Below are 22,858 nucleotides of genomic sequence, written 5' to 3'. Positions count from 1 at the left end.
CAAAACACGAATAATTGTAAATTTATTGTAAAAATTTCTTTGACGCCATTCGTTTTATGTATAGGGTTATCAATAAGACGTGGTAAGCCGAATATCATAGTCTTAATGGTGCACGTGCCGAAAGGATATCCATATAAAACGTGATTAATAGTTATATTTATTTCGCATTTCGACTTGGCTACAGAGCATTTTGTCGCTACCGAAGAGATAACTAAGCTATTGAAATATAAAACAAACACAACAGAAACAAACATAATTTAATAAAAAGACAGGGAAAACCATGAAAAACATAAGAGAATTATTTTTTGGGTTTATATTATTGTTTAGTTCCAGTGCATTTGCAGAAGAAGGATCATTTAATCAAGCTATTAGCAATTTGAGTCAAAGTGTTGATGGATTTTTCAACGAATACACAGGATGGTTCGTTGGATTAATATTTAAAAGTGTACCGGTGGGTGAAGCTAATTTCCCTATCATTGTAGGCTGGCTATTACTCGCAGCTATGGTCTTCACGGTTTATTTTGGTTTCGTTCAATTTAAACGTGTCGGTATGGCTATCGATATCATTAAAGGTAAGTACACCGACCCTAAATCGAAAGAAGATGGTGAGGTTTCTCACTTTCAAGCACTCACCACTGCTCTATCAGGAACCGTGGGCCTAGGTAATATTGCCGGAGTTGGTGCAGCCCTTGCGATCGGTGGTCCTGGTGCAACATTCTGGATGATTTTGTGTGGCCTTCTAGGGATGGCTTCTAAGTTCTGTGAGTGTACTTTAGGTGTTAAATACCGAACTATCTTGCCTTCAGGCGTTGTTTCGGGTGGTCCTATGTACTACCTCAGCCAAGGCCTTAGTGAAAGAGGTTTAGGCGGACTGGGTAAAGTACTGGCTATCGGTTTCGCACTCATGTGTATCTTAGGTTCACTGGGTGGCGGTAACATGTTCCAAGCTAACCAAGCTCACGCAATGCTAACGTATGCGTTTGATATCCCAAGTGAGTACGGTGTTATCACTGGTCTTGTACTAGCGGCTCTTGTTTTCTCTGTGATTGTTGGTGGTATGCCTTCTATCGCATCAGTAACGGAAAAAGTAGTTCCTTGGATGGCTGCACTATATATCGGTATGGCTGTGGTTGTGATCGGTTCTAACCTAGATCAAGTTGGCCCTGCGTTCAGCGCAATCTTTACAGGTGCATTTACTGGTGAAGGCGTCGTTGGTGGTTTCATTGGTGCATTAATTCAAGGTTTGAAACGTGCTACCTTCTCGAACGAAGCGGGTGTCGGTTCTGCGGCTATTGCTCACTCAGCAGTAAAAACAAAAGAGCCAATCACTGAAGGCCTAGTGTCACTGCTAGAACCGTTCGTTGATACAGTAATCATTTGTACTATGACTGCATTGGTTATCACTATCGCTGGCTTGAACACAGGTCCATTTGATGGTTCAGGTCTAACAGGTGTAACTCTAACTGCGGCATCGTTCACTGAAACTGCAGGTTTCTTCAAATACACATTAGCACTAGCCGTTATCATGTTTGCATTTTCTACTATGATTTCTTGGTCGTACTACGGTCTTAAAGCATGGACTTACCTATTCGGTGAAGGAAAGGCTACGGAACTGGTTTTCAAAGTGATGTTCTGTGTGTTCGTTGTAATTGGCGCAACAATCCAATTTGGTGCGGTAATCGACTTCTCTGATGCAGCTATCTTTGCAATGTCTATCTTTAACATCCTAGGTCTTTACTTCTTGATGCCTGTAGTTAAGAAAGAACTTCAATCGTTCGTTGCTCGTGTGAAATCAGGTGAAATCAAAACCTATGAAAAGTAATCACTCGCTAATTAACACTGTTCTAAAAACTTTGGTAATACCCTTTGCTTGAGAAAGCGAGAACAGGACAATAGCTTAATGAAAATCCCTACCAGCTTCGCTTGTAGGGATTTTTTGTCCCTAAATTTTCCTGTTCACGCTGCTCAGGATCTTGGCATACTTGTATACGTTCAACCGCCTCTTCCACACCAACCATATCTCGTTGCGCTAATGACGAGTTACAGTCATCAAAGCAATAAGCTACGGTGCAATTCTCACACTGATATTCTTTCATGGTCTATCCCTCCCCATCGTAATGACCTGACCAAAGAACAACAGGCCGCGTGTTCATCCTAGAATTGAACCACTATGAGGCTTACAACGTCTATAAATATGCGCGCAAAGTCGCCAAATTCCAAACTACTTGCATAAACCTGTTAACTACAAGCACCAATCACAAATGGCGGAGCAATCGATGCAAGCATTCTTAGTAAAGAGACACATTCTTCTCACCACTTAGCACAAACCAAAAACACCCACACCATTTGCATGATGTGGGTGTTTAAAACTAAAGATTAAAGAGTGATGACTTAGCGTTTAACCTACAAACCCATCTCTTCAGTTAGGGCTTTGATTTGCTCAAGATCCATGGTGTGAACCTCAATCATTTGTCTGATGTCGCTAAGACGAGAATTCGCGTTATCTTGCTTTTCACAAGCGTCAGACTTCGCGTCCCAAGACGTACCATCTAAGAAAACATCACACGCTTTCTTCAATGATCCTAGGTTCTGCTCAATGGTATCTCTTTCTTTCTCAAGCTTTTCTAGTTCTTGAGAAATCTGTAATTCTTTGCGGAAAAGCTCGCGAGAACGCTCAAACAAAGTCGACTGCATATCTGCCTGACGGTTTAGCTTCTGGTTATCTTGCTCTGTTTTATCTAATGTCTGTTTCTGCTCGTTTAACTGCTGCTCTAGTGAGTAATTTGCTTTCTCTAACACGGCAGATTGTTTGGCAAGATCTTGAAGTTCTTTTTGATGCGCTTCTGCTTGCTCGGCCAAAGCCGCTTCAACCTTAGCATCAATTTCAGTATCAACTTCCGCCACTTTCGCTTCAACAGAAGACATCAACTGTGTTTTGCTTTCACTCAATTCTTGATAACGAGCTTCGAGTACCTGATAAGTGGATTCCCACTTGGAAGCTGTCACTGTAGAACCAATCAAGCCACCAAGAGCCAAACCAATAACGGCAGCGATACCGATATAGAGCTGACTGCGCTTATCGCGTTCTTCAATAACAACCACTTCATCTTGTTCGCTTTGTCCAGGTTGCTGGTTCACTAGCGGGTACTCCCAAAAATATGTTAAACGTTACGCGGTCACTGAATAATTAAGTTATATCAAACAGTGCTAACGAGTTAATTCCGAAATCATTAGGTTAGCAGTATACAAAAGGAAGCTACTAACGATAACTATCACCACCCATTTTTGTACTTTTTCGTTTGTCCTATAACGAAACAGTACAAATGCCAACGCCAATAAAAAAACAATCGCTATTAGTCGAGTCATAACTCCTCCTTGTTTCTCTATTTTATACCATTTAAATAAGCAAGTTACGTCAGAGTCGCGTTGTTTGATCATTTAGTTGAACAACATTTGCTCAAACAGATATTTTGTAGCTGACATCACAATTTATATGATCTAGGATACGCCTACAGATTACCTGATAAGTAAGGTAATTGTTCCAATGAAGACTGCAGGAGAGTGGTTTTTAACTAAATATTAACATTTGGTTAGATTGACCCGCCGAAGAAGTAAATCTTTCAGGTGCTTTATGCTGGAGAAATCCAGAAAAGTGAGGACTGTCGTTGGAGGAACCTCTGGAGAGAACCGTTCAATCGGTCGCCGAAGGAGCAAGCTTAGTGCCCATCACTTATCTAACAGTGATTCGCTAAGTGAAACTCTCAGGCAAAAGGACAGAGGAGTGGAAAGCAACAAGCCTTAATTAACAAAAGAATTCTATCTAGAAATCCGTATGTATTAAGTGGTGCTACCGATCCCTGCGATCTGCACTGCCTTCCCTCTTCTCCTTAAATTTTTAATTTATTAAGGGGAATCTATGAACCACCTACAAGCTACACTACAAACCATCAACCAATTCGTTTGGGGACCACCACTGCTTATTCTGCTAGTGGGTACAGGTATCTACTTTACTTTTCGCTTAGGCTTACTCCAGTTTAGACACCTCCCAACCGCGCTAAAAATGGTGTTCAGCAAAGACAAATCCGGTACGGGTGACGTATCAAGTTTTGCAGCTTTGTGTACCGCGCTTTCAGCAACTATTGGTACAGGTAACATTGTTGGTGTAGCGACCGCGATCAAGATTGGCGGCCCTGGTGCCCTATTTTGGATGTGGCTAGCCGCGTTATTTGGCATGGCGACTAAATACGCTGAATGTCTACTAGCCGTAAAATACCGTAGAACTGATAGCAATGGTGAAATGGTTGGCGGCCCCATGTACTACCTGCAATACGGAGTAGGCTCAAAAATCTTGGCGGTAATGTTCGCTGTATTCGCTTTAGGCGTTGCTTGCTTTGGTATCGGTACCTTTCCACAAGTAAACGCGATCTTAGACGCAACTGAAATCTCATTTGGCGCTTCACGTGAGATGTCTGCTGTTATTCTAACGATATTGGTGGCAGTGGTAACCCTTGGTGGTATTCAATCTATCGCTAAAGTGGCTGGAAAAGTGGTTCCAACTATGGCGGTTATGTACATCGTCGCATGTTTAAGCGTTCTAGTTTCAAATGCAGATCAACTGCTGAATGCCGTTACTCTTGTGATTACCTCTGCGTTCACTAATACAGCGGCAACCGGTGGCTTCTTTGGTGCGAGTATCATGCTGGCAATCCAATCTGGTATTGCTCGTGGTGTATTCTCTAATGAATCTGGTCTAGGTAGCGCACCCATGGCTGCGGCGGCTGCAAAAACAGATTCATGTGTGAAGCAAGGTCTGGTCTCTATGACAGGTACCTTCTTCGACACCATCATTATTTGTACGATGACAGGTTTGGCGCTTATCTTAACCGGTGCTTGGCAGACTGACTTGTCTGGTGCTGCAATGACCACTCATGCATTTGCTATTGGTCTGAATGCAGACAAGCTCGGCCCTATGCTGGTTTCTGTTGGTCTAATCTTCTTTGCGTTTACTACGATTTTAGGTTGGAACTACTACGGCGAGCGCTGTGTTGTTTTCTTGCTAGGTACTAAAGCAGTCCTACCTTACAAGATTATCTTCATTGCGTTGGTGGCTTCTGGTGCATTCTTGAAGCTCGACATGATCTGGATAATGGCAGATATCGTTAACGGATTGATGGCGATTCCAAATCTAATCGGTCTTATCTTACTACGTCACGTCGTTATCGAGGAAACTAAGCTGTTTTTCAAACCATTATCTTCTTCTAGTGATTATAAAACTGTAAAAGCCTAGTCGAGATAAATTGCAAAATAAAAGCCAAAGCCCACAATCAAATGTGGGCTTTTTATTACCTAAGTAAAAAAAAAATTAATTAACTAAAAGATTACTTAAAACAATTACTCCCGAATATTATAAGACCTTTAAATAGTGATTTGCACTAATAAAACGAAAGCTTAATTAGCTATTACTTATATTTAATAATTATTAAATATTATGTATTTTCAAGAAACCAAAAAAATTCAAGAAAAAGCAACATGTGGCTTTTATTCATATATAAGTCAGTTTATAGTCGCTTACATTGTTGAGATAATTATAATAAAAATAAAACGTTGGCTATATGATCAAATTTGACCCTATAACAAACCGTATTTATAACGACGATCGTTCTATTAAGATTGGATACAGAGAGAGCCGTGTTTTAGAACTACTACTTAAACACGCACCTGATATTGTGAGTAAGGTGGACATTATTAACTACGCTTGGGGTAGCGAGTTCATAGGAGATACATCTCTTGCAAAAAGTATCAGTTTGCTGCGCCAAAAGTTCGTCAAGTTAGGTACTAAAGACTCACCAATAGTGACAGTTCCAAAGGTAGGTTACCGACTCATCGACCATTGCATTTGCATCGAATCGACTGGGGATGGTACTAGCATCACTGAACCTGAAGATACCACTGCAACGCAAGCTGACAACGAGTTGAAAAAGCCCTCAGGCGAAGAGCAAAGTGAAACACAAATACTTCCAATATATCGCAAAATTGCGTGTTATAAGAACTTCGCATGCTATTCCATCGCTGCCGCCCTGGTTGCAGCATCAATCGTGCTTGCATTCAGTAAATTTCACGATAAGAGTCTCCATGAAGTCAAACCATCTGATCGTCTGACTGAGTATTGGATAGGTCAACTACAGATATTTCAAGACCCTCAAATGACGCTAACCCCAGAGTTGAAAAGGATTCTTAACAAGTATCAATGTGACTGTATTGCTTATATCAGCGAAGAACCTGGTTATTCTGAACTTGCGATACTCAATAAAGTAACTCGTAAATCAGTGAATATTTTTTACAACCCATCACAACTGGACAAAGCCAGTAAAGAGATCGAGCTATTCCTAGAAAGGGGGTCATTATGATGCCATTTATTGCCGTCTTCTCCGCACTAATCTTGTTTGCCAGCGTATGGAGCATTCCTGATTCTCACAAACTTGAAGATCACAGTTACCAACATAGTATGATTGATTTACTCGCTGAAGATAACGTATTGCGAAGCGATGGATTCACAAAAATTAGGAACAACAAGGTTCTCCATATCGTATCCATTCAAGACGATAAAATACCAAACCCTATCGTTCTTCGCTTTCAAGGAAATGCGGGGTACTCTACATCATTCAATTTTGCGATTGCTGGCACTATAGACCTACTGTCGGTACAGAAAATAAACGAGGCCATGAACGATAATTTGTTATCGCCATACCTTTTGTTGAACAATGATCCACTAACGTTGAATATTGATATTTTGAGCGCTAATGAAGCATTTGCCATTATTCGCAGTTGTAATACAGGTCGTACCCAGCTGCTAGCTAAACGCTAAATTCCTTCCTTTACGATTAATAAGCTTTCTTCAAAGTTATATTCTCTAAGATGGATTTCGACTCAGTTCGAAATCCATCTCTTTCCTGTTATCTATTATTTACCTTAGTTATCATTCTTCATACTAATAATTCTCATCATTGAAACACAACTTATCTGGCCTTATCTATTCTATATATCGTCACTTCATAATTAGAACTAACAAAACAATTGAAGTAAGATCTCATTATTAGTTCCAAATAAACCTCATAGGTACGATGTAGTACTATTCACAAGCAATATTTTAGAAAATAATAGTTGATTGAATAGAGCTGATCGTTAATTCTCATCTCACATCCCAACCTGACATTGCCAACAACAGTAATTACTTGGTAATCCAAGGAAAACCAAACAAGCATTTTCAACGTCAAAACCATATTATCGAGCATCGCCCTCTAAAAAAGTTTCATTTTTCTAAATTCACTATGAAGCACGCCGAGAAAATCTATCTTTGTTGCATCAAGTTTTCATCAAAAAACAAAAAAATCAATATAAACAGCTGATTAGAATGATAAAAAATATTCAATCATTTTCAGTATCGTTACTTTTATCAGTATGAAAAAGTGAAATGGTCCTGCATAAGCAAGACATAAACAGCGTTACCAATATAAAAATGAAAATGAAAATGAGGGGATTGTTTGTGATCAGTAAAAATAAAAGTATCTTGGCAGCAGCAGTGTTGTCTGTATTATCGACCGGAGTAAACGCGAAAATATACCCAGACCAAATCGTACGTGACCAAAAAGGTGAAGATGTCTGTCGTTCAGGTTATCGCCCTTTAGATCGCTATGAGGCTGAGGAGCACAAAAGTTCACTTCTACAGCAAATGGGCACTTGGGATATTGTTGGCCTGAAAGGCAACTGGGTTATTATGGGTTCAGGTTATCATGGTTTGATTAAACAGGATCTTCCAAATGATAAAACCTTCTGTTACCCAAATAACGATCAATCAGAAATTCCAAACTACTCAGCAAAAGCAGTACCAGAAGGCGATGAAATTGATGTTGAGTATGGCTTAGTTACTGATCGCCAAGACTTTATCCGCCCGCTAAGTTACTTAGCACATAACCTTGGCTATTCCTGGGTTGGTGGTAATAATAGCGACTACGTTGGCGAAGATATGGTCATAAATCGCTCTGGCGATCGCTGGATTATTCAAGGGAACAACAACGGTCCTTGTAATGGTTACCGTTGTGGCGAAAAAACACAAATCATCGTTGATAACTTTACCTACACTGTTAACGACGACAACTTCTCGCACGGTGAGGTGACTGAATCAGAGCGTGAGCTCATAAAAGTAGTTCACGCAACCGCTAGAAACGACAGCGATATTGCTCAGCAAATTGTCGTTGACTTGAAATTCGATGAGTCGACAAACTGGTCAAAAACAAACAGCTACGGCTTTTCAGAAAGCGTTTCCACTGAGAATGAGTTCAAGTGGCCTTTAGTTGGCGATACCAAGCTCACTATTAAGTTTGAAGCGAACCAAAGCTTCTCAAACACGAATGGTGGTTCTTCAAGCGAGCAGGTGACACTTCAAGCTCGTCCAATGGTTCCTCCTCACTCTGAAATGCCAGTTAAAGTTGAGCTGTACCGTTCAACTATCTCGTATCCTTACCAGTTCAATGCTGATATTGCTTACGATGTTGAATTCTATGGCTTCCTTCGTTATAGCGGTAATGCATGGAACACTCATCCAACTAACCGACCATATAAGTCTCACACATTCACAATGGGCAGAGCAAGCGACAAATCTGCTGACATTCGTTACCAGTGGGACCACCGCTACATTCCAGGCGAGACAAAATGGTGGGACTGGGGCTGGGCGATTAAAGAAGCTGGCCTATCCAACATGCAATGGGCAACTGGTGGTAGCTTACGTCCATTCCACTCTTACGTATCTGGTGACTTTTACGCAGAGTCTCAATACGCTGGTACAATCGAAATTGGCCAAGCTAAACCAATCAGTAAAGATGGTCTAAGCGCACGAAGCAGCATTGAAGGCGAAAGCCAGACCACTGAACATCTTGGTGACATTCATGTAACCACCAACTTTGATGCTCAAGAACTGAGTGACTTAGGCTTTGAAGGTGCTGAGTTCAATGTTCGTCTAGCTGACTAATATTGTCATCTACATACACGGCAAAGCCCACGCTATTTGGTAACAAGAACCTAGCGTGGGCTTTCTTTTGTTCATAAGGAGCGAGAAACTAAGCTGGCTTTTCCATCAGAAGTTTAACGCCTAACCCCACCAATACCATACCGGTTACGCCTTCCATCCACTTCATAAAGCTTGCGTTTTTTAGTAGATTTTTAGCTGAATTTAACGCGCCAGCCAAACCGCACTGCCAAAGCATAGCGATGATAAAATGAACCGAAGCCATTAGCATAGACTGCAGTAACGGCGAGCCTTCAGGATTAACAAATTGAGGTAAAAACGCCAAATAGAAGACTGCGGTCTTTGGATTCAAAACGTTAGATAAAAAGCCTTCTCGTAGCGATCGTTTGGCACTGTAGGCTTGTTGAGTTTGCTCGCCTACTTTCAACCCACCACCGTTTTTCATCAATGCACGTAAGCTACTTAAACCAAGCCAGATTAAGTAAACGGCACCCACTATTTTCACGGCTTGAAATAGCTCTGCCGATTGAGCAAGAATCGCAGAAATACCGACTGCAGAGAAAAAGGCGTGTACATATAACCCAGCACAGATACCAAAGCTCGTCATGCATCCATCAGCGAGGCCTGCGCGACTGGTATTACGAATCACCAATGCTGTATCCAAGCCAGGCGTTAACGTTAAAATAGTGATGGCAATCAGAAATGCCTCAAAGTTCAAAATATCCATATCATTATCATCTTTATTCAGCGATCTATCATCAATACCGTTTATCTGCGCAATTCGCAAGCAACAATTACCACCAGCTATACAAGTCACTGATTTTGTGCACAATGGTACAGTTTAATTTGTTAAGAAATAGTAAACTCGAGCCATCGTATCGCTTGATACTATTACTGCTATATCTTCGACAAAGAAGTACAGCATTAGTCAAAGCGAAGCCGTAATAAAGTACATGAGAAATGAACCTTTTCGATCTTCGGTGCTAAGGGGCATTCAACGAAACCAAATTAAGAGTAGTCAAATGAGCGCATTCAAAAAACTAGTCGAACACTCTCAAAAATGTTCACGTTTTCAACATCTAGCTTCAATTTGTGGTTGGGACCAAGCGTCAATGATGCCAGCAGGTGGTAACCAAGCGCGTAGCGAAGCGATGGCAGAACTTTCTGTTCATATTCATGGATTAATGACTCAGCCACAGCTGGCCGATTGGATCTCTGACGCTGAAAACGAAGACCTGAATAATGAACAACAATCATCGCTTCGTGAAATCAAACGTCAATGGCAGCAAGCGAACCTACTTCCTGAGAAACTGGTTGAAGCTAAGTCGTTAGCCGGTTCAAAATGTGAACATGCATGGCGTAGTCAACGTGGAAACAACGACTGGGCTGGCTTCGAAAAAAACTGGCGTGAAGTGGTAGAGTTATCTCGAGAAGAGGCTCAAATTCGTGCTGATGCAGCTAATCTATCGCCTTACGATGCAATGCTAGATATCTACGAACCAGGTACTAGCTCAGCATCATTAGACATCTTGTTTGCGGATGTGAAAACTTGGCTCCCAGGTCTCATTGATGAGGTCATTGAAAAGCAATCGAGCGAGCAATTTAATGCTCCTAACGGCTTTTACGCCGCTGAAAAGCAAAAAGCACTAGGCTTAGAAGTCATGAAGTTACTTCAATTTGACTTCAATCACGGCCGATTAGATGAAAGTGTTCACCCATTCTGTGGTGGTGTGCCTTCAGATGTGCGTATCACAACTCGCTACGATGAAGCTGAATTCGTACAGAGCTTAATGGGTATCGTCCATGAAACCGGACACGCGCGTTATGAACAAGGCTTACCAAAACACCTAGCAGGCCAACCTGCTGGTCAAGCGCGCTCTATGGGTATTCATGAATCTCAGTCTTTGTTCTTCGAGATGCAAGTTGGCCGCAGCGACCCATTCATTGGGCACTTGGCAAACCTAGCGGGACAGCAATTCTCTGGTTCTGAATTTGAGAAAGATAACTTCCAGAAGATCTACACTCGTGTGAAGAAAGACTTCATTCGTGTCGATGCTGATGAGCTAACCTACCCTGCACACGTTATCTTACGCTACGAAATCGAACGTGACCTGATCAATGGAAAAATCAAGCACACTGATGTACCTGAATTATGGAACAGCAAGATGCAGTCTTACCTGGGTTTGAGTACGGAAGGCAACTTCACCAACGGCTGTATGCAAGATATCCACTGGACAGATGGCGCATTCGGCTACTTCCCATCTTACACATTAGGTGCAATGTACGCGGCTCAGTTCATGGCTTCAATGAAGAAGACAGTCGATGTGAACTCAGTAATTGAAAGCGGCGACCTATCCCCTATTTTCACTTGGTTAGAGTCGAATATTTGGAGTAAAGGCAGCCTACTCACTACCAATGATTTGGTAAAAGGTGCAACGGGTGAAACCTTGAATGCGCAATACTTCAAAGATCATTTGAGAAGTCGTTACCTTTAATCGAGCCAATTAACAAAGGCTGTATAGAACAATAAATGAAAAGGCTGAGCAAGTTACTGACTCAGCCTTTTTCATAGTAAAGTGGGCTCTATAATATCCTATAGATTCTGAGCTTTACCTACATTACTTGCCTTTCAACATATCGAAAAAGATCTTTCTCGACACCGGTGTATTATCTCTGTGCGTCTCATACAAAACGTGTTCTTCAGCGTGTGCAGATTTCGATAATTTAATGCTCCACAATGCTTTTAGTTGGTTAGGTACGATCGAGTAACGAACATCAATAACCCGAAGCGCATCATTTGGATCTTTTGAGATAAAACCATTCGAAAACCAGCGGAAACGCTCAATATCTTTTGCTTGCTGTGAATTAGGGTCGAGCCATGGGAAGTCCTGACTCACATTCAGTTTAGGAATTGAATCCCCCGGATAGGTTTTAACAGAAGTCCCGACTCGAACAGCATCTACGTAGTATCGAGATTCTGTTTCGTACACGACTTTCCACACTAAGATATTTGCAAAACTCGGCTTGGCCTCTAAGCGGATAGGCGTATGTCGGCGTTCTTGTGCTAATAGCCATCCTATCGCTTCTGCTCTATCACGTTGTATCATCCCCAACGTTGGATAAATTAGTGCCCAAGCAAACGCAGCGCGGGCTAGCCATGGAGTTCGTTTCCATGTCGCCAACACCAACAATATTAAGATAGGAATAGTGTAGACAGGGTCGATAATCGAAATAGTATTCCAAGCAAACCGCTCATTAGTCAGCGGCCAAAGCAGTTGAGTACCGTAAGTTGTGCAGGAATCTAACAATGCATGTGTGCCATAGCCCAATGCGCAGTATAACCAACTTTGTTTAAAAGAGAGCCCCCCCCCTTTTGCGAAGAGAGGATACAAAACCAGAGCGCAAATCAAACTGCCAATGGGGATAAACAGGAGCGAATGGGTAAACTGTCGATGAAACTCCAAGGCCAACAATGGATCACTATCGGAGCGAATAAGCGCATCCAAATCTGGCGCCATTCCAGAGAGCAAACCTAAAGCCCCAACGACCACCAAGTGTTGCTTTTTACTCGCCGATTGCGACAAAGAAGCGCCTAGCACACCCTGTGTTAACGGATCCATAAATCACTCACTTTTAGCATTCCCTTAATCTGAATATGTACATTTAGCTATAGCAGCGAATCAGGTTAAACAACAAGATTTTATCAACATACTCATAGACATAATCGTATAAATGTAGACTGGCAAACAAAAAGAGCAGCCTGATGGCTGCTCCTATTAAATTCTTACGACTGATATCTAATCAAAGTAATTATGTCGCCTTACTCAACAACAGATCCCAATCAGATAGCTCAACCTGCCCTTTGCGAATATTCACCTTGTGGTAACCTTTTTCGGTCAAGGATTTCACTTCAATAAAAGAATGACCAAACAAAGACTTTTTAACCGTTAGATTCGCCTCAATAGCATGCAAATACACGATTCCATCATCTAAAGACAAATGGCTTTTCGTGAGCCTTGAGGCAAACATGTAAAACGCAGTCATGAGAGTAGTTGAGGTGATGAAAGGAAAAAGCTGTAATTCAGTTTGATAAAAGTAGCTGATCATCAAAGATACGATCGTATAGGTTACAGTCATTGATAAAACAACACTCCATTGTGGCCCATTACTTTTAAATGAGATTTCCCGTACCATTATAAATTCCTTTGGGTCAGTGTTTGAGCACATTTGAGATATTTATAAAACAGGATGATTTTATTATGAGTAATGATGCATTAAAAGGAGGAGATCATGTTATTGGAGGACTCGGTCGCAATTAGACATTTACATGGTATTTCACACCTAAATGTCTAATCAAGTCATCAACCGGATAAGCATGAACTGTCTGGCACTAACGAGTGACCATGCTAACCGCAATAATCACCAACAATACAGAGAAGATCTTCTTAATCGTTGGAACGGGTAAACGGTTTGTCGCTTTTGCCCCCAAAGGAGCGGTGAACCAAGACGTACACACGATACCTAACAACGCAGGCAAATAGACAAAACCTGCAAAGCCATCACTTAGTGCAAAGTGGCTGCTGCCCGAGGTGATGTAACCGATAGAGCCGAATAGCGCGATGACAATACCACATGCAGACGCACAGCCAATCGCCTTTTTCATATCAACTGAAAAGAACGTTAGTAGTGGCACTAATAGCGCACCTCCCCCAATCCCTATCATTGCAGACAAGCCACCAGTAATGGTTGTCAGAACCGTTAAAACCCCCTTATTCGGCAGCTTTCGCTCTGAAGGTGCATCGCTTTTGCTGCTTAAGAACATCTTAACTGCGATAAGCACCACACTGACTGCAAACACAATACGCACGACTTTTTCCGGCAACAAAGCCGCCATAAAGCCACTCACCAAAGCACCAAGTGCTACGCCGAGCATAATCCAAGGCGCAATATTCCAGGGCACATTTCCATTCTTATGGTGAGCAAGTGCAGAAGAAGTTGAAGTAAATAGAATCGAGGCCAAGGAAGTCGCAATTGCAGCAACAACCACTTGGTCAGATGGTAAAACATCTAGATACAGTAAAATGCTGCTTAGCACAGGCACAATGATCAGCCCCCCACCAATACCTAACAACCCGGCAAGAAAACCAACACCACTACCTAATAACGCGCAGTAAAAAATCAACAACAGCAAATCACTCATTTCATCCCTCTTTTAATTGAATAAACCATCTTAAATAACCCGATATAATTGTGGTTATATTTCCATGAAGATAATTAATATAACTGACACCAGCTTTCATTTTCAAACAGATAGATCATGAATATTCCTCATGTTGATTGTGAAGTAATACCATTGTTAATCACAGCTCTGTCCAAGTATAAAAATACTAAGCGGATAACTTAGTACAAATTATTAAACGAAATAGCCAACACTCTTAATACGGTTACAAGCGAAAATAAAGCAGTGATATAAAAGACCGAGAGTAAGTCAGACAACGAATTGGGAAGTCAGAACAGTATGAATAACGAATTTAATTTTACGATTAAGAGCATCAGCCTCGACGAAAACTACACACCCGCAGACAGTACGCGTACCACAACGAACTTTGCTAACTTGGCTCGTGGTGCAAGCCGCCAAGCGAACTTACGTAACGCTTTACAGATGATTGATAATAGCTTCAATGCCTTAGCTCATTGGGATAACCCTAACGGTGACCGTTACTCTGTCGAAATAGAAATCATTTCAGTTGACATGGACATCGAAAGCAACGGGGAAGCATTCCCTTCGATTGAAGTGCTTAAAACCAACATTCTTGACCGCCAATCTAACGAGCGTATTGAAGGGATCATTGGTAATAACTTCTCTTCTTATGTCCGAGATTATGATTTCAGCGTTTTACTTTTGGATCATAATAAAGGCCAAGATAAATTCAGTATTCCAGCTGACTTTGGTGAGTTACATGGCAAGCTTTTTAAATATTTCGTCAACTCACAAGCTTATAAACAGAATTTCAAAAAACCACCTGTTATTTGTTTAAGCGTATCGGATAATAAGATCTATCATCGTACCGAAAATCAACACCCAGTATTGGGGTTTGAATATCAGCCGAATGAGTCTTCTCTAACGGAGCAATATTTCAAGAAGATGGGATTAGAAGTTCGTTATTTCATGCCCCCAAATAGCGTTGCTCCATTAGCATTCTATTTCTTTGGTGATTTACTCAATGATTACTCTAACTTGGAGTTGATCAGTACCATAAGCACCATGGGCACTTTCCAAAAGATCTACCGACCTGAGATTTATAACGCAAACGCTGTTGCAGGAAAACGCTACCAACCTAACTTGAAAAACTCGGACCACTCACTGACTCAGATTGTGTATGACCGCGAAGAGCGCAGTAAGCTGGCTATCGAACAAGGTAAGTTCGCAGAAGAACATTTCATAAAGCCATACCAATCGGTTCTAGAAAACTGGTCTGCCAATTACGCGCTATAACGCGCTTTGGGGGACATTCAAACCAATTTGGACAGCAATTAAACGCTTCTAGCAACCTACGGACAGGCAGAATTATTTATGAAAACACTATTACCGACTTCAACAGCAGGCAGCTTGCCTAAACCATCTTGGCTAGCACAACCTGAAACACTTTGGTCTCCATGGAAACTGGAAGGCAACGAACTAACGGATGGCAAACAGGATGCTCTGCGTGTATCGCTTCACGAACAACAACAAGCAGGCATTGATATTGTCAGCGACGGTGAGCAAACACGCCAACACTTTGTAACGACCTTCATTGAGCACCTTAATGGTGTCGACTTCGAAAAGCGTGAAACCGTGAAAATCCGCGATCGTTACGATGCCAGTGTCCCAACCGTCGTTGGCCCGGTTTCACGCCAGAAACCTGTATTTGTTGAAGATGCTAAGTTTCTGCGCCAGCAAACTGACCAACCGATCAAATGGGCTCTGCCGGGGCCAATGACCATGATAGATACACTTTACGACGCGCATTACCAAAGTCGTGAAAAGCTGGCGTGGGAGTTTGCCAAAATCCTAAACGAAGAAGCAAAAGAGCTAGAAGCTGCCGGTGTAGACATTATTCAGTTCGATGAGCCTGCCTTTAACGTGTTTTTCGATGAAGTGAATGATTGGGGTATCGCTTGTTTAGAAAGGGCTATTGAAGGGCTTAAATGCGAAACCGCAGTACACATTTGCTATGGCTACGGAATCAAAGCAAACACAGATTGGAAGAAGACATTAGGCTCCGAATGGCGCCAGTACGAAGAGGTATTTCCTAAGCTGCAGCAATCGAATATCGATATTATCTCGCTAGAGTGCCACAACTCTCATGTACCACTTGAACTGCTTGAACTTGTTCGCGGTAAGAAAGTGATGGTCGGTGCGATCGATGTTGCAACCGATTCGATTGAAACACCAGAAGAAGTAGCGAGCACTCTGAGAGAAACACTTAAGTACGTTGATGCAGACAATCTCTACCCTTGCACCAACTGCGGCATGGCTCCCCTACCTCGCGATATTGCCTCTGCTAAGCTGAATGCACTCAGCGCTGGTGCAGAGATAGTGCGTAAAGAGCTTTCTGCGTAACGCTGATCAAAACGTATAAAAGCGAACCCTTCAGCCTAAGTGTCACTCGATATTTAGGCTTTTTCTTTGATTAGTAAGTTGCCGATTGAAAACTCATTTACCAAGTTTTATCCAAGTCTTTTGCGTACAAAGAGATAGCTCGTTGGTACTCTTTAATCGCCTCACTATTGGTTGTGGAAACCAATAACTCAAGTAACAGAGATGTCGCCTCTTTGTGACGACCTAAATTGTACAGACACATCGCGTAAAACGGCTGAACTTCAAGGGATTGAGGGTACTCAGACATAGTTTGTTCGAAATAGCTTAAAGCCTCAGTATATTGACCTAGACTTCGGTAAGTGCATGCTAAGCCAAACAATGCGTCAAAGCGCTCTACCGAAGAAAGCTTCCCTTGAAGAGACAAAACATAATGCTCAATCGCCTGATGTTCCTTGCCTTGATTATCGTATGACCAGGCTATCTGTAGGTGTGCTTTGGCTGCAAGATTTTCATCACTTAATAGTGTCGCCAACAAGTCTCGCGACTCTTGATATTTCTGTTCTTTTCGAAGCGCAATGGCTTGTGAGATAGTTGTTTCCATTCTTAATACCTGATAGCTCTGCGGCTGGGATACACGCGCTTCTAATTTAAGCCTAATGAGATACCTAGGCAGCATAAGCAGATTAGTGCACTAAGTAAACGATGCTAGCACGGACTCTCGTTTATATTTAAATAGCTATGACAACGCTACAGTCGCCTCAATTTCAATTCTTAAATCAGAGTGAATCAATTTAGAGACCTCGACTAGAGAGCAAGCTGGAAGATACTCTCCATAAAAATCGAACAATAATTCTCGAATACTGCCTAGTTCAGACATATCACAGATAAAGATCGTCAGCTTAATAAGATCACTGACTGCTCGCTGTTCATGCTCTAGTATTTGCTTGATCTGACTAAGTATCTCGTTCGTCTGCTCACCAATTCCTTGATCCTGTGAACTTGTGCCGTAAGCAGTCAAACCAGAAACATAGAGCGTACCGTTGTGCTTTGTCGCGTGAACATAAGGCCCAGCAATTGAAGGTAAGCCTTGATAATTTATACGTTCAACCATTTCGTTTCCCTTGTAGTTTAGCTAAAGGTAATTCCATTTCAACAAGCCCTTTTACCTCAGAAATTTTTTTAAAACCTTTTGATTGATACAGCTTAATAGCGGGATTCTCACTGAACACGCGCAGCACTAACTGAACCGACGCCTGACTGTTAGCGTGTTCAATCACTAAATCTAAGCACCTAGAACCAAAGCCCCTGCCTTGGTGCTCGGTTAATATCTGTAAATCTCGAAGGAAGGTTGTCTCACTGGTGTAACTAAAGCGGACAACGCCAATACGAATATCGTCTACATAGACTTCATAGTTATCTAGCTCATCCCAGCTGCGTAAAAACTGATCATGACTCCAAACGATTCCACGCGTATCGTAGTAAGACGCCATATTCTTTTTGGTTATCAGCTCTGCGAATTTTGGGTCTGAACCTTTGACCAATTTTACGTCCATATTGTGTCCTTTGTTCTAGTTCATATATAGATGCGACATTGATAAGTGCCAAGCATGTCGATTCATTTCTAGGTGCATTTCGGCTTCATAGCCTCCCATTTATCTTCTAACAAATTGGGAAGCTTTTCACAGTTGTATAAATAGCTAAGACTATCCTTACAATACGCAGTAAGCACTTCAGCTAACTGAGTTGATGCTTTCTCGTTGTCTTTGAGTTTTCAAAACAGTCTGGAAAGTGTCCTCGTCAAGCTCTGACGGTTGTTTCGATAACATGCCTAAGGAAACAGCATCAAGAGAGAGGGTTAATGCGATAGCGTCTCCTTCATCTCCCTCTAATTCACAAGCGCTGTAGCGCGCTAACCAGTTTGATGTTTTTATCAATGGAGCAAGATCATCTGTGTTCGCATATTTATAGGTTTCAAATCCTTATTGTAAGACAGCCTTATGACTGTCTTGGATGCTCTCAACATAATCGGTCAGCACATGTAAACTCGCATATGCGCCCAATCCGAACGCCACAATAAACACAGCGATTAATCTGATCACTTATCTCTCCTGAAAGAACCCTATGTTGATTAGTTTGAAGCGACGTATTGCTCTCACAACCTTACTTGCCGTCGACCTTTTCTATAAGCCAACTCCCTTGGCACGGCCCATTAGTTAATTGTCAACGACCATCAAACCAGTTGCCGCTGCCAGTTACTGAAAAGCGATAGTCCCACTGGCGATGTTTGGCATTTAACCGTAATACGCCGCTTTCACAAACCCAACCCGCTAATGCTGTTCCGTTGTAGGTAAGCCTCAAAGTGGCTTTACCTTCACGGATGATTCCTGTAATGGTTGTTCGCTCACACATATTATTGCCATTGGTGTTAATTCGTTGACCTAACCACTCACCGTCAAAGTCAGTAGATGGCACAAAACCAGGACTACCAAGAAGTTTAGGAAAAGACTCGGAGTTGCTGGACCCTCCAACACACCAGAGATAAAGCGAGCAATCTTACTCATTTCAAAACCCTACCGAATATATTTTGCATGCGGGTTTTCGCTAAATGTAGGGCGTTGTAGTTAAAATCTCAGAAGAGCCCACTGATACGATTAGAGATTTATTCTGATTGATAACCAAACCGAGCCAAGTAATGCCAGACCTTCTTTACGTCTTGTTGGTCATAACCTTGCTGTGTCACGGCTAGCCCCAGTATTCTCGCATTGATCTTTCCGTTTACTGCTAACTTTTTTGCGAGTTCGATAAACGACTGGCCACGATAATCTGGGTAGCGACTCATCTCTTCTATGCTCAGCTCGAAGCCATTGTGCCACTTTATCGGAACGCCCAGTTTCGCCGCGCGTTCTTCAATAATCGTCGAGCGGTAAATTGGGTCTAATACAAGACATTCAATATCGTCTTTCAGAGAGATAACCCCATGAACATGCGCCTCAATATAATCATCAAGTAAGTCAACATCGGATGACAATGCTGTATCAACTAATGCCTGCACACGGCTAGCAACAGCGAAATCCTCTGGCTCAAAGAAGCTGTCTGGATAGCAGAACGTAGTTCGTTCCGAGGTCTCCGCTTTCAGTTGGAAATAACAAGATCCGAAACGAGGTGCAGCGCCAGTCTCATAGTTACGGTAGTTCAGTGCCCCATATTTAGGCCTAAGCCCATTTGGGGCATCATCATACGCGCCGTCGAACACTCGCTTTTCCCATAACCAACGGTCACCACCTGGGTAAGCCGTCATACCACCGTTACTGGTACCTGTTTCAAATTGAGACTTCAAACATCCATCTTCAGCAATTACTTCGAGCAAAGGTTTATTGTCGAACGTATAACGATCAGGGTGGAAGTTGATCGTCACCGCGCAACTCGTTAAACAATCCGTGCCTTGTGATTTCAATCGGATATTTTCGATTGCTTGCTCAACTGCGTTCTCAGCCATGAAATCTCCTGTGTTCAAAAAATTAAATCATTAAATTACAGCCAAAAAGTTCAATCTGACTATGATAAACATCTGTTGAGAAAGAACTCATCTTACCTTAGATTAGTCAAGCTTTTCCTTCGCTAACGCTTCCTGCTGTTCTAGGAAGCGGAAAAAATTGCTTTCGCTAATGAACGGGTTATTCGAACCATCGACATTTCGTTTCTCACGATTAACGAATAAATGATTCTTATGTGGATGGTTAGACAAATTAACACTCACAACAGGAGGCTGCAAAGCGATCTCTCGGACTCTGTCCATACTCTCGAAAAACTGCTTCGCTAGTTTTGGATCTCGTGCATTAATACTGTGTCCGCCAACTACAAATGCGCGATGTGATACCCCCTTGTCTTTCACCATAAGGTCTATTGAATAGTCCCCTTCCGTATGACCGGGGGTAAGGTAAAACTTAAACTCGTCCTCACCGACGATAAGACTGCTACTGTCTTGCACAATTAAGTCTACTTCGGGAGGCAAAAAAGTATTCTTACCGCTGCTTTTGTTGGCTTGAGAAATGGCTAATTCATAACCCTTCTGCGTCATCACAACTTTTGAGTCATATTCAGATTGAAGATAATGCGCTCCGCCAGCATGATCAGAATGACCGTGAGTCACTAAAATGTGCGTGATTGCCTTATCTTGCAACCCAAGCTTTTCTAAATTGGTGGGGATCCACATCGAATAGGGGAAATCGAGTGTATCAATAAGAATCAACCCTTTTGATGTCTCTACCGCATAAGACGACACCCACCTATCACCAACGTAATAAACGTTATCGAACATTTGGAACGGTTCAACATAGCCGTTTTTAATCGACATTTCCGGAACGTTTTCAGACGCTATGGCACTGCTTGAAACCAGTAGAAATAAGCCAATAGATAGCTTTTTCATTTCTCTTCCTAAGTTACTGACATTGCATAATGTTAGCTACAACATCCTAATTAAATTCACTCTTCTAACAAACGACACTGATACTCTGCGACACATTTTAGCTCTACTGCATGTTCAGGGAATTGTTCTTGAAGAAAACACAATGCATCCGCTAGCGTTATCTGATGTAAGTTGGATGTATATCCAAAAACCAATCGGTTCACATTGTCATAGAACTCATCCGAATCATCTGAGCTTTGACACTGCGCTAAGATAGATTGATCAATCTCATCGTCTGGATCTTCCAATGGACTATTAGCCTGTCGATAAAGATTAAAAAGCATTGTGTCATAGTGCTCTTTCGACAGCTCTTCCTTGCTACGCAATATCCACGTAAGCGTAATAAGGTTGTGCCCAAAAAAACCGAACTGCTTTAAGCATGCTAGTACTACGCTTTTCAGCTCTACGACTTCACGTGTATCAATGCTTTGGTCGCCATCAGAACAGCTCGATGTGACAAATTCAGTGACGCGGTTAAGGAATGCTGGAATTTGAGACGGCTCTAACTCACGGTAAACACGATTTAACGCCAATAAGATAGTCACATTGTGAGATAGGTATTCGCTTGTTCGAGAAGCTTTTGAAACGTAATGCGCGAAGATGTCTTGAAAACCCTGATTCTCATACCACTGTATTAAAGCAGCATACGCAGCTGGATATACCCCGTTTTCCAATATCTTATGAATACGAAATTCTGAGAACTTTGGCGCCAGAACCGTTGAAGAGCACTCGCCTAAAACTTCAATCTCAGTTTGACCTATCAGCTCACTCGTTTTAAGCCACACATTGCCTGATTTAGCGAAATAAGCATTGAGATAATTCGCAGCCAAATAAGCTTTTAGAGAATGAGGTTGGTGGATACTGGCGCTGCTATAAAGTGCCTTTTCCAATAGTTGGTCGCTTGTCATATTTCCTCCTTGAAACCGAAGCTGGAAATTAATAGAACATATTATACGGAGAGTACATTTACCGTAATGCACAGCAGAGTGCCATGCATTACAATTCAACCAACAGAAATTTATATCGGCGACTTAATTCGTCAGTTTACCTGAGAGCAAATTGGTTTGTACTTCATACGAGCAGGTAGCCGATTAGAGGTCGTATTCCGATCTTCAGTTAACAGCTACTCAATACTGAGTCTAACCGTGATCTAGAAATTAATCACTCGCTGCTATGCTCTTCCATAAAAGGAGTCAGTTTTTCAACTAGCAAATGTTGCTTATTTTGAGCTTCAGCCATACCGATCTGCGCTCCAAGCTTTGTAAGCTCCGGCGACTGTTGAATAAATTTTTTTCCAACAGATGTACCATAAAACTCAATTATCTGTTTCATTTCTGACATCGTGAATTGTTTTGAATAAAGGTTCGCTATTTCAGTTCGCATTTTTACTCGGTCAATATCGTTGTCAAACCAGTCCCTGTAAATCCCTTTAAGCTCTTCTGTCTCTTGAGCATTCAGCTTGAGTTTATCAGCTAACTGGTTAACGATTGGCAACATAGCCTCAAAGCCACCTAACATTTGCTTATCAACTTCCATTACAGTCAACAACTCTTGAGCCGTTTCAAACTCTAATGTTTCATTGGCTTGAGCAACTGAAAAAATTGAAATCGATAAAAATAAACTAACTACCTTAAACATTGGATTCCCTTTAATTTTGTAGAACTTAATTCTGTATATTTATTATTAGTTATTGGAGTAAATAAAACATTATCCATTATTACCAGTAAAAATGTTACTTTAATTAGCATTTATAACAAGGGGTTATGCAAAAACAGGTTGAATTTGCAAT

General features: G+C 41.7%; 21 protein-coding genes, 1 pseudogene and 1 riboswitch. Of the genes and pseudogenes, 8 read left to right on the top strand and 14 right to left on the bottom strand.

Annotated features, from left to right (window positions below; all coding sequences use genetic code 11):
• Positions 1-280: 280 nt before the first annotated feature.
• Positions 281-1,822, top strand: a complete 1,542-nt coding sequence (locus BTO10_RS13250; protein ID WP_105024814.1) for an alanine/glycine:cation symporter family protein — start codon at positions 281-283, stop codon at positions 1,820-1,822.
• An 88-nt stretch (positions 1,823-1,910) separates the two neighbouring features.
• On the opposite strand, the gene BTO10_RS13245 is transcribed toward BTO10_RS13250, so the two are convergent.
• Positions 1,911-2,096 (bottom strand): hypothetical protein, encoded by a 186-nt coding sequence (locus BTO10_RS13245; protein WP_105024813.1) that lies wholly within the window; start codon positions 2,094-2,096, stop codon positions 1,911-1,913.
• Between the two features lie 307 nt (positions 2,097-2,403).
• Positions 2,404-3,138: a hypothetical protein gene (locus BTO10_RS13240; RefSeq protein ID WP_004738350.1), complete on the bottom strand. Its 735-nt coding sequence runs from the start codon at positions 3,136-3,138 to the stop codon at positions 2,404-2,406.
• A 529-nt stretch (positions 3,139-3,667) separates the two neighbouring features.
• Positions 3,668-3,787: riboswitch (glycine riboswitch) on the top strand.
• 129 nt (positions 3,788-3,916) lie between these two features.
• Between BTO10_RS13240 and BTO10_RS13235 the strand changes: the two genes are divergently transcribed.
• The 4 genes from BTO10_RS13235 to BTO10_RS13220 all read left to right on the top strand — a co-directional run bounded on the left by BTO10_RS13235 (position 3,917) and on the right by BTO10_RS13220 (position 9,025).
• Complete coding sequence (locus BTO10_RS13235; RefSeq protein ID WP_105024812.1) at positions 3,917-5,287, top strand: alanine/glycine:cation symporter family protein; 1,371 nt, start codon at positions 3,917-3,919, stop codon at positions 5,285-5,287.
• Positions 5,288-5,612: 325 nt separating this feature from the next.
• Positions 5,613-6,407 (top strand): winged helix-turn-helix domain-containing protein, encoded by a 795-nt coding sequence (locus BTO10_RS13230; RefSeq protein ID WP_105024811.1) that lies wholly within the window; start codon positions 5,613-5,615, stop codon positions 6,405-6,407.
• Complete coding sequence (locus BTO10_RS13225; RefSeq protein WP_105024810.1) at positions 6,404-6,865, top strand: hypothetical protein; 462 nt, start codon at positions 6,404-6,406, stop codon at positions 6,863-6,865. The genes BTO10_RS13230 and BTO10_RS13225 overlap by 4 nt, the downstream gene beginning before the upstream one ends.
• A 678-nt stretch (positions 6,866-7,543) precedes the next feature.
• Entirely contained in the window at positions 7,544-9,025 is a 1,482-nt protein-coding gene (locus BTO10_RS13220) for an aerolysin family beta-barrel pore-forming toxin (protein ID WP_004738358.1), read from the top strand.
• A gap of 88 nt (positions 9,026-9,113) precedes the next feature.
• Here BTO10_RS13220 and BTO10_RS13215 read toward each other — a convergent pair whose 3' ends face one another.
• On the bottom strand, positions 9,114-9,749 hold the full coding sequence (locus tag BTO10_RS13215; protein ID WP_004738359.1) for a LysE family translocator: 636 nt from the start codon (positions 9,747-9,749) through the stop codon (positions 9,114-9,116).
• 295 nt (positions 9,750-10,044) lie between these two features.
• Here BTO10_RS13215 and BTO10_RS13210 point away from each other — a divergent pair, with 295 nt between their 5' ends.
• Positions 10,045-11,517 (top strand): carboxypeptidase M32, encoded by a 1,473-nt coding sequence (locus BTO10_RS13210; RefSeq protein ID WP_004738361.1) that lies wholly within the window; start codon positions 10,045-10,047, stop codon positions 11,515-11,517.
• Between the two features lie 123 nt (positions 11,518-11,640).
• Here BTO10_RS13210 and BTO10_RS13205 read toward each other — a convergent pair whose 3' ends face one another.
• The 3 genes from BTO10_RS13205 to BTO10_RS13195 form a co-directional block, all read right to left on the bottom strand.
• Positions 11,641-12,642 (bottom strand): metal-dependent hydrolase, encoded by a 1,002-nt coding sequence (locus BTO10_RS13205; protein ID WP_105024809.1) that lies wholly within the window; start codon positions 12,640-12,642, stop codon positions 11,641-11,643.
• Positions 12,643-12,832: 190 nt separating this feature from the next.
• Positions 12,833-13,216: a hypothetical protein gene (locus tag BTO10_RS13200; protein WP_105024808.1), complete on the bottom strand. Its 384-nt coding sequence runs from the start codon at positions 13,214-13,216 to the stop codon at positions 12,833-12,835.
• A gap of 196 nt (positions 13,217-13,412) precedes the next feature.
• On the bottom strand, positions 13,413-14,222 hold the full coding sequence (locus BTO10_RS13195; RefSeq protein ID WP_105024807.1) for a sulfite exporter TauE/SafE family protein: 810 nt from the start codon (positions 14,220-14,222) through the stop codon (positions 13,413-13,415).
• A gap of 318 nt (positions 14,223-14,540) precedes the next feature.
• Between BTO10_RS13195 and BTO10_RS13190 the strand changes: the two genes are divergently transcribed.
• Both BTO10_RS13190 and BTO10_RS13185 read left to right on the top strand, forming a co-directional pair.
• Positions 14,541-15,518, top strand: a complete 978-nt coding sequence (locus tag BTO10_RS13190) for a DUF1852 domain-containing protein (protein ID WP_105024806.1) — start codon at positions 14,541-14,543, stop codon at positions 15,516-15,518.
• A gap of 78 nt (positions 15,519-15,596) precedes the next feature.
• Positions 15,597-16,625, top strand: coding sequence for a methionine synthase (locus tag BTO10_RS13185; protein WP_004738368.1), 1,029 nt, complete (start codon positions 15,597-15,599; stop codon positions 16,623-16,625).
• A 97-nt stretch (positions 16,626-16,722) separates the two neighbouring features.
• Here BTO10_RS13185 and BTO10_RS13180 read toward each other — a convergent pair whose 3' ends face one another.
• The 8 genes and pseudogenes from BTO10_RS13180 to BTO10_RS13140 all read right to left on the bottom strand — a co-directional run bounded on the left by BTO10_RS13180 (position 16,723) and on the right by BTO10_RS13140 (position 22,707).
• Positions 16,723-17,205: a tetratricopeptide repeat protein gene (locus tag BTO10_RS13180; RefSeq protein WP_105024805.1), complete on the bottom strand. Its 483-nt coding sequence runs from the start codon at positions 17,203-17,205 to the stop codon at positions 16,723-16,725.
• Positions 17,206-17,340: 135 nt separating this feature from the next.
• Positions 17,341-17,715: a RidA family protein gene (locus tag BTO10_RS13175; RefSeq protein WP_105024804.1), complete on the bottom strand. Its 375-nt coding sequence runs from the start codon at positions 17,713-17,715 to the stop codon at positions 17,341-17,343.
• Positions 17,708-18,157 (bottom strand): GNAT family N-acetyltransferase, encoded by a 450-nt coding sequence (locus tag BTO10_RS13170; protein WP_105024803.1) that lies wholly within the window; start codon positions 18,155-18,157, stop codon positions 17,708-17,710. Before BTO10_RS13170 ends, BTO10_RS13175 begins: the two co-directional genes overlap by 8 nt.
• Positions 18,158-18,824: 667 nt before the next feature.
• A pseudogene (locus BTO10_RS13160) lies at positions 18,825-19,145 on the bottom strand (hypothetical protein); the annotation flags it as partial.
• Between the two features lie 118 nt (positions 19,146-19,263).
• Positions 19,264-20,100, bottom strand: coding sequence for a DUF3626 domain-containing protein (locus BTO10_RS13155; protein WP_105024802.1), 837 nt, complete (start codon positions 20,098-20,100; stop codon positions 19,264-19,266).
• A gap of 102 nt (positions 20,101-20,202) precedes the next feature.
• Entirely contained in the window at positions 20,203-21,030 is an 828-nt protein-coding gene (locus tag BTO10_RS13150; RefSeq protein ID WP_105024801.1) for an MBL fold metallo-hydrolase, read from the bottom strand.
• Between the two features lie 56 nt (positions 21,031-21,086).
• Positions 21,087-21,977: a hypothetical protein gene (locus BTO10_RS13145; RefSeq protein WP_105024800.1), complete on the bottom strand. Its 891-nt coding sequence runs from the start codon at positions 21,975-21,977 to the stop codon at positions 21,087-21,089.
• 253 nt (positions 21,978-22,230) lie between these two features.
• A complete protein-coding gene (locus tag BTO10_RS13140) occupies positions 22,231-22,707 on the bottom strand; it encodes a DUF2059 domain-containing protein (protein WP_105024799.1) in 477 nt (158 codons plus the stop codon).
• Positions 22,708-22,858: the final 151 nt, after the last annotated feature.

This window comes from Vibrio chagasii, assembly GCF_002954585.1.
Lineage (GTDB): Bacteria > Pseudomonadota > Gammaproteobacteria > Enterobacterales > Vibrionaceae > Vibrio > Vibrio chagasii_A.
The sequence above is the reverse complement of the archived record's forward strand: the minus strand, read 5'-3'. Positions and strand labels throughout refer to the sequence as shown.